Here is a 6,962-nt window from a genome sequence, read left to right as displayed (position 1 = left end):
GTGCCGTTCGGGGTGGGGCGGTCGTTCTTTCTGCTGTCGCGGCCCGAGCATGCCGAGCGGGTGCTCGTGGCCAACCAGGACAACTATGTGAAGGCGTTCACGTATCGGCCGCTGCGGGCGGTTCTCGGGGACGGGCTGCTGACGAGCGAGGGCGAGACGTGGCGGCGGCATCGGCGGGTGGTGCAGCCGGTGTTCTCGCAGCGGCATGTCACCGGGTTCGCGCCGCAGATGGTGGAGACGGCCGAGCAGGTCGTGCGGCGGTGGCCGGACGGGGTGGCGCTCGACGCGGCGGGTGAGCTGCGAAAACTGACGTTGGGCATTGTGGGGCGGGCCCTGTTCGGAAGTGAGCTCGCCGCAGAAGCCGGACGGACCGGACGAGCGCTTGAGGCACTGCAAAGAAATGCCGTCATCGGCACCTTCCTGCCCGGAGTGTTCGCCAAGCGAGGGTTCTACCAGCGGGTGCCGGGGCTTGCCGGGGGCCTCGACCATCTTGAGGGGATGGTCCAAAGGGTCGTCCGGGGGTCGTCCGGTGGGGAACTGCTGAATCTGCTCAAGGAGAGCGGGGAGTTCGACGAGGCGGAACTGCGGGACGAGGTCCTGACCCTGCTGCTTGCCGGGCACGAGACCACCGCGGCGTCGCTGGCCTGGACGTTCATTCTGCTGTCCAGGTATCCGGCGGCCAGAGAGCGGCTGGAAAGCGAGGTCGACGAGGTTCTCGGCGGCAGGGAGCCGAAGGCCGAGGACGTCGACCAGCTGCCCTGGACCAAGGCCGTCCTTCAGGAGGCCATGCGGCTTTATCCGCCCGCATGGACGATCGAGCGCGATGCCATTGCCGATGATGAGGTGGACGGAGTGGCGGTGCCGGCCGGGTCCACCCTGGCCGTCCCGCCCTATCTGATTCACCGGAACGCGGATGTCTGGCCCAATCCCGAAGGGTTCCAGCCGGAACGGTTCATCGGGGAGCATCAGCGGTCCCGGTATGCGTATCTGCCGTTCGGAGGCGGACGCCGTATCTGCGTGGGCGCCGGATTCGCGATGCTGGAGGCGGCCCTGGTGCTCGCCACGATCAGCCGGACGCACCGGCTCGACCTGATTCCGGGCATTGACGTGCCCGGACGGGCGGAGATCACGTTCCGCCCGGCCGGGCCGGTTCCCATGCGGGTCATTCGGAGGCAGGCCGCCTAGGCAGCAGGAGCGCCGGGACGATCGCCAGGGCCCCGACGGCCAGCGCGATCCAGAAGGCGTGCCCGAAGGCCGTCGCGAGCAGCGGGGCCACGGCGACGCGGGACGAGTCGGGCAGCGGCGCCAGTGCGGCGCCCGCCAGGCCGGGCGACTGGGCGGTGATCTCGTGCTGCAGGATCACCGCGAGGGCCGTGGTCCCGACGGACGCGCCCATCCGCTGCAGCGTGTTGATCGCGCTGGTCGCCCGGGGGATCAGCGCGGGCGGCAGGGCCTGGTAGGCGGCCGCCATCGACGGCATGATCGTCGCGCCCAGCCCGAGGCCGATCACGAACAGCGCGGCGGCCAGCAGGATCGGGGACGTGTCCGCGTGGATCTGGGTGTAGGCCGCCGTCCCCAGCAGGCCGAGGACGATCCCCGCGGGGACGACCAGGCCGGCGCCGAGCCGGTCGGTCACGCGTCCGGCCAGCGGCATGGCGACCGCCGCGCCCAGTGCCTGGGGCGCGAGGAGGAGGCCGGTGGCCAGCGGTCCGTGGCCGCGGACGATCTGCCAGTAGAGCGGCAGCAGGACGAGGACGCCGAACAGCGCGACGGCGACGACGACGTTGGTGACGGCGGCCGCGGCGAAGCCCCGGTGCCGGAACAGCGAGATGTCGATCAGCGCCGAGCGGCCGCGTGCGTGCATGACGTAGGCGATGATGAGCGCCAGCCCGCCCGCCAGGATGGTCCAGGGCCGGATCGCGTCCAGCGCGCCCGGGCGTCCCGCCTCGGTGGTGCCGTAGACGAACGCCGTCACCCCGCCGCACAGGAGCAGCAGCCCGCGGACGTCCAGCGAGGTCGGACGCGGTGGCGAGGAGGGCAGCAGCCGGAACGCGGCCACGACGGCGACGACCCCCAGCGGAAGGTTGACGAAGAAGATCCAGCGCCAGCCGGCCGTCGAGATGATCAGCCCGCCGACGATCGGCCCGGCGACGGAGCCGAGCAGCATCGGCAGCCCGATGAAGCCCATGACGCGTCCCATCCGGGACGGGCCCGCGGCCTGCGCGAGGATCGTCTGCGCGACGGGGATGATCATCCCGCCGCCGGCGCCCTGCAGCACCCGGAACGCGATCAGGGCGGGCATCGACCAGGCGAGCCCGGCCAGCGCGGACCCGGCCAGGAACAGCAGCAGCGCGGTGATCCAGACGCGGCGGGCCCCGAACCGCTCGGTGGCCCAGCCGGTGACCGGGATGACGGCGGCGAGCCCCAGCATGTAGCCGGTCAGCACCCACTGGACGGACGTGATCGAGGCGCCGAAGTCCTCGGCGAGGGTGCGGGTGGCGACGTTGACGGCGGTCGCGTCGATGATCGACATGATCGCGCCGAGCACCACCACCACGCCGATGGTGACGAGCCGGTGGTCGAGCTTCGCGGACGGGGCGGACGCGGAAGTGAGCGTGGTCATGACGGTTACCTCGCATTTCAGGCGGGCTGGATGTTGTGGTTGCGGTGGAACACGTTCTGCGGGTCGTAGGCGCGCTTGACCTCGCGCAGCCGCCGCCAGTTCGCCGGGGTGTAGGCGGTGGCCGTCCGGGACGTGTCGTGCAGGAAGTTCAGGAACGAGCCGCCGGTCGCGTACCGGGCGAGCGCGCCGGACGGGCCGTCGATGGTGAGCGAGAAGGGGACGTCCCGGTGCCCGACGGGCCCGGCGCCCGGTGCGGGGCGGGCCATCGCGCCGCCCCAGTGCTTGACCTCGATGCCGGCCGCGTCGCTGGAGACGACCGCGGCGATCAGCTCGTCCGGGAGGTCGGCGTACAAGTGGAAGTGCTGCGGCGGGGTGCCGCCCAGCGACTCGGTCTCGGCGTACGGCATCGTCCGGAAGCCGGATTGGAGGGGCCGGCCGTCCCAGAGTGAGCGCATCGCCCGCTCGCCTTCCGCCGCGGGACCCGCGTAGACGCCGCGGACGGCGACGACCCGGCCGTACGAGGCGTGGTCGGCCAGCGCCACCGAGACGCTCAGCGCGTCGGGTCGCGTGGCCGACCCGTCCCGGAACCGGGTGAGGATGCCGGCGGCCCGCGAGGCCGGGAACAGCGCGACCCCGGCGTAGACGGTCGAGACGGGGTGCAGCCGGAACTCCAGCGACGTCACGACGCCGAAGTTGCCGCTGCCGCCGCGCAGCGCCCAGAACAGGTCCGGGTGCCGGCCGGCGTCGGCGGTCAGGTGCCGGCCGTCGGCGGTGACGATCTCGGCGCGCAGCAGGTGGTCGGCGGCGAAGCCGAAGCGGCGGGACAGCCAGCCGACGCCGCCGCCGAGGGTGAAGCCGGTGACGCCGACGGACGCGTGCGAGCCCGACAGCGGCGACAGCCCGAGCGGCGCGGCGGCGGCGATCACGTCGCTCCAGCGGGCGCCGGCCTCGGCGCGGGCGACGCGGCGGGACGGGTCGACCAGCACGCGCGACATGCGGGACGTCTTCAGCAGCATCCCCTCGTCGGGCGCGACGACCGTGCCGTGCCCGGTGGCCTGGACGGTCAGCGGCAGCCCCAGCTCGCGGGACGCGAGGATCGCGGCGCGGACGTCGGCGGGCCCGGTGGCGTCGACGGTCACGAGGTCTGTCCGGGCGGCGGTGGCGGTGGCGATGCTCATGTCTCTTCCTTCCGGAGGTTTTCTCTCCACTTACAAGCACCGTAACACCGTCCGGAGGATTTGTCTCCACTTAGTTGCTAGGCTGTCCCCATGGCAAGCAAGGAGCGCCCGCTGCGGGCCGACGCGCGCGACAACCGCGACCGGATCCTCGCCGCCGCGCGGGAGGTGTTCGTCGAACAGGGGCCGGGGGCGCCCCTCGAAGACGTCTCGCGGCGCGCCGGCACCGGCATCGCCACGCTCTACCGGCGGTTCCCCGACCGGAACGCGCTGATCAGAGCCGTCGCGCTGGACGCCCTGCAGCGCACGACCGAGGAGGTCATCCGAGCCCGGGACCACGAGCCGAGCGCGTTCGCCGCCCTCGTCCGCTACATGCACCGCGTCCTGGACATCCGCATCGGCGCCGTGTTCCCCGTCCTGCTGGAGGAGATCCCGTTCGACGACGAGGAGATCGCGTCCGTCCGCGACGAGGGCGTCGCCATCATGCAGAAGCTCGTGGCCTCCGCCCAGGAGGACGGCGATCTGCGCCCGGACGTCACCCACGCCGACGTCGGGATGCTGCTCGTCCGGCTGTCCCGTCCGATGCCCGGCCCCATGCCGCGGACGCTCGCTGAGGAACTGGCGCACCGCCATCTCGACCTCATCGTCGACGGGCTGCGGGCCGGACGTCCTGGGGACCTCGGCGGCCCGGCGCTGACCTTCGACGACCTGCGGTCCATGGGCGGCGATCCGCCCAAGTGACGAGCCCGCTGGATTGGGCACAGGCAGGGCATGAACATCACAGGGATCATCACCGCGATCGTCATCGGGGCGATCATCGGCGCGCTCGGCCGAGTGCTGCTGCCCGGCCGCCAGCCCATCGGCGTCATCATGACCGTGATCGTCGGCATCATCGCCGCGCTCATCGGGACGGCGATCGCGCAGAAGGTCGGCGTCGCCACCACCAACGGGATCGACTGGATCGAGCTGGTCTTCCAGATCGGCCTGGCGATGATCGGCGTGGCGGCCGTCGCGGCCCTGCGGGCCCGCCGCAAGCACCGCCACGTCGAACGCTGACCGCCGCGCCGGGGCGCGGCTAGACCGGTTCCCCTCCGGTCCCGCTTGATCATCTTGGCAAAGCGGGGTCGGCGGCCGGGAAAGTTTGATCTCATAGGGCGATCGAAAGGAAGCGGAGAGTCACGTCCGGTCAGGGGGAGGCCAGATGGTGGGGGGACTCGCGCCTGTTGCGGGGTACGAGAGGTTTCTGCTGCTCAGGCGGCGGTTTCGGCGGGCGGCGGCAATGCTCGTCGCCGGGTTTCTGGGGTGGTATTTCGTCTATGTCGGGCTGTCCGCGTTCGCCCGGGGCTTCATGGCGCGGACCGTCGTCGGGCACGTCAACGTCGCGCTGCTGCTCGGGTTACTGCAGTTCGTCTCGACGTTCGCGCTGACGGCGGCGTACCTGGCGTACGCGCGGCGGCGGCTCGATCCGCTGGCCGGTGAGCTGCGGTGACCGGGCGGGCGCTCACGTTCGGGCTGTTCCTCGCGTTCATCCTGATCACGCTGGGCATCACGATCTGGGCGCGGGTGAACACGCGCGGCGCCGACGACTTCTACGCGGGCGGCCGGACGTTCTCCGGCCCGCAGAACGGCGTCGCGCTCGCCGGCGACTACATGTCGGCCGCGTCCTTCCTCGGCATCGCCGGGATCATCGCGCTGAACGGCTACGACGGGTTCCTGTACTCGATCGGGTTCCTGGTGGCGTGGCTGCTCGCGCTGCTGCTGGTCGAGCTGGTCCGCAACGCCGGCCGGTTCACGCTCGGGGACGTGCTGGCGCGGCGGGTGCGGCGGCAGGCGCCGGTACGCCGGGCCGCGGTCGTCTCGACGGTGACCGTGTCGGTGTTCTACCTGCTCGCGCAGATGGTCGGGGCCGGGGCACTGGTGTCGCTGCTGCTGGGCATCCACCGCGGGGAGCGGTTCCTCGGGATGGACGCGGCCACCGCCAAGACCGTCACCATCGTGGTGGTGGGCGCGCTGATGATCTTCTATGTGGCGTTCGGCGGGATGAAGGCCACGACCTGGGTGCAGATCATCAAGTCGGCGCTGCTGATGGCCGGGGCGGTGGTGCTGACGGCGCTGGTGCTCGGCCGGTTCGGGTTCGACGTCAGCGCGATGCTCGGGTCGGCCGCCGACGCGAGCGGGAAGGGCGAGGCGTTCCTGCGACCCGGCCTCCGGTACGGGCAGGACGTCCCGGGCGACACGTATCGGACGATCGTCAACAAGCTCGACTTCATCAGCCTCGCGCTCGCCCTGGTGCTCGGCACGGCCGGGCTGCCGCACATCGTCGCGCGGTTCTTCGCCGTCCCGGACGGGCGGGCCGCGCGGACGTCGGTGTCGTGGGCCATCGGCCTCGTCGGCGCCTTCTACCTGATGACGCTGGCGCTCGGGTTCGGCGCGGCCGCCCTGGTGGGACGGCAGGCGATCGTCGCGCAGGACCCGTCCGGCAACACGGCGGCGCCGCAGCTCGCGCAGGCCGTGGGGGAGCACGTCGGCGGACGGGTCGGCGGCGACGTCCTGCTGGCGTTCATCGGCGCGGTGGCGTTCGCGACGATCCTCGCGGTCGTGTCCGGGCTGGTGCTGGCGTCGTCGACGTCGCTGGCGCACGACTTCTTCGGCCAGGTGCTGATGCTCGGCCGTCCGCGCGAGTCGCAGGAGGTGGCGGTGGCGCGGTTCGCCTCGTTCCTCGTCGGCTCGCTGGCGATCGTCCTCGCGGTGGTCGCCCGCAATCTGAACGTCGCGTTCCTCGTCGCGCTGGCGTTCGCGATGGCGGCTTCGGCGAACCTCCCGGCGATCGTGCTGTCGCTGTTCTGGCGCCGGTTCAACTCCGCCGGGGTCGTGGCGGGCATCTACGGCGGGCTGATCGCCGCGCTCGTGCTGGTGTTCTTCTCGCCCGTGGTGTCCGGCAAGGTCGACCCGGTGACGGGCGAGAGCCTGTCGCTGTTCCCGGCGGGCGTCGACTTCCACCTGTTCCCGCTGGAGAACCCCGGCCTCGTGTCGATCCCGATCGGGTTCGCGTGCGCGGTCGCGGGGACCTTCGCCGGACGGGAGAAGGCCGACGCGGAACGCTACGACGACCTGTCGGTCAGGGCGCTCACCGGGGCCGGCTCGCACTGAGCCGGATGTGTGCG

At 71.9% G+C, this 6,962-nt stretch carries 7 protein-coding genes; 5 read left to right on the top strand and 2 right to left on the bottom strand.

From position 1 onward, the window contains the following. Nucleotides 1–1,185, top strand: a 1,185-nt coding sequence (locus E1293_RS20980; RefSeq protein WP_132199143.1) for a cytochrome P450, incomplete at its 5' end; no start/stop codon positions are given. Here E1293_RS20980 and E1293_RS20975 read toward each other — a convergent pair. Continuing rightward, nucleotides 1,163–2,623 (bottom strand): DHA2 family efflux MFS transporter permease subunit, encoded by a 1,461-nt coding sequence (locus tag E1293_RS20975; protein WP_132199142.1) that lies wholly within the window; start codon nucleotides 2,621–2,623, stop codon nucleotides 1,163–1,165. The two genes, E1293_RS20980 and E1293_RS20975, sit on opposite strands and share 23 nt — an antisense overlap. Nucleotides 2,624–2,640: 17 nt before the next feature. After that, the gene (locus E1293_RS20970) at nucleotides 2,641–3,801 is read right to left on the bottom strand and encodes an FAD-binding oxidoreductase (RefSeq protein WP_132199141.1); all 1,161 of its coding nucleotides are present in this window, start codon (nucleotides 3,799–3,801) and stop codon (nucleotides 2,641–2,643) included. 90 nt (nucleotides 3,802–3,891) lie between these two features. On the opposite strand from E1293_RS20970, the gene E1293_RS20965 reads away from it, so the two are divergent. From E1293_RS20965 to E1293_RS20950, 4 genes are all read left to right on the top strand, one after another. Then, entirely contained in the window at nucleotides 3,892–4,539 is a 648-nt protein-coding gene (locus E1293_RS20965) for a TetR/AcrR family transcriptional regulator (RefSeq protein WP_132199140.1), read from the top strand. Nucleotides 4,540–4,569: 30 nt separating this feature from the next. Further along, nucleotides 4,570–4,854, top strand: coding sequence for a GlsB/YeaQ/YmgE family stress response membrane protein (locus E1293_RS20960; protein ID WP_132199139.1), 285 nt, complete (start codon nucleotides 4,570–4,572; stop codon nucleotides 4,852–4,854). Nucleotides 4,855–4,999: 145 nt separating this feature from the next. Continuing rightward, a complete protein-coding gene (locus E1293_RS20955; RefSeq protein ID WP_132199138.1) occupies nucleotides 5,000–5,287 on the top strand; it encodes a DUF485 domain-containing protein in 288 nt (95 codons plus the stop codon). Beyond that, entirely contained in the window at nucleotides 5,284–6,948 is a 1,665-nt protein-coding gene (locus E1293_RS20950; RefSeq protein WP_132199137.1) for a solute symporter family protein, read from the top strand. The genes E1293_RS20955 and E1293_RS20950 overlap by 4 nt, the downstream gene beginning before the upstream one ends. Nucleotides 6,949–6,962 lie beyond the last annotated feature (14 nt).

This window comes from Actinomadura darangshiensis, from assembly GCF_004349235.1.
Taxonomy (GTDB): Bacteria; Actinomycetota; Actinomycetes; order Streptosporangiales; family Streptosporangiaceae; genus Spirillospora; species Spirillospora darangshiensis.
The sequence above is the reverse complement of the archived record's forward strand: the minus strand, read 5'-3'. Positions and strand labels throughout refer to the sequence as shown.

Excerpts from the sequence above, each read along its gene's own strand:
- E1293_RS20975 (WP_132199142.1), bottom strand. The coding sequence starts at position 2,623 with ATGACCACGCTCACTTCCGCGTCCGCCCCGTCCGCGAAGCTCGACCAC.
- E1293_RS20970 (WP_132199141.1), bottom strand. The coding sequence starts at position 3,801 with ATGAGCATCGCCACCGCCACCGCCGCCCGGACAGACCTCGTGACCGTC.
- E1293_RS20965 (WP_132199140.1), top strand. The coding sequence starts at position 3,892 with ATGGCAAGCAAGGAGCGCCCGCTGCGGGCCGACGCGCGCGACAACCGC.
- E1293_RS20960 (WP_132199139.1), top strand. The coding sequence starts at position 4,570 with ATGAACATCACAGGGATCATCACCGCGATCGTCATCGGGGCGATCATC.
- E1293_RS20955 (WP_132199138.1), top strand. The coding sequence starts at position 5,000 with ATGGTGGGGGGACTCGCGCCTGTTGCGGGGTACGAGAGGTTTCTGCTG.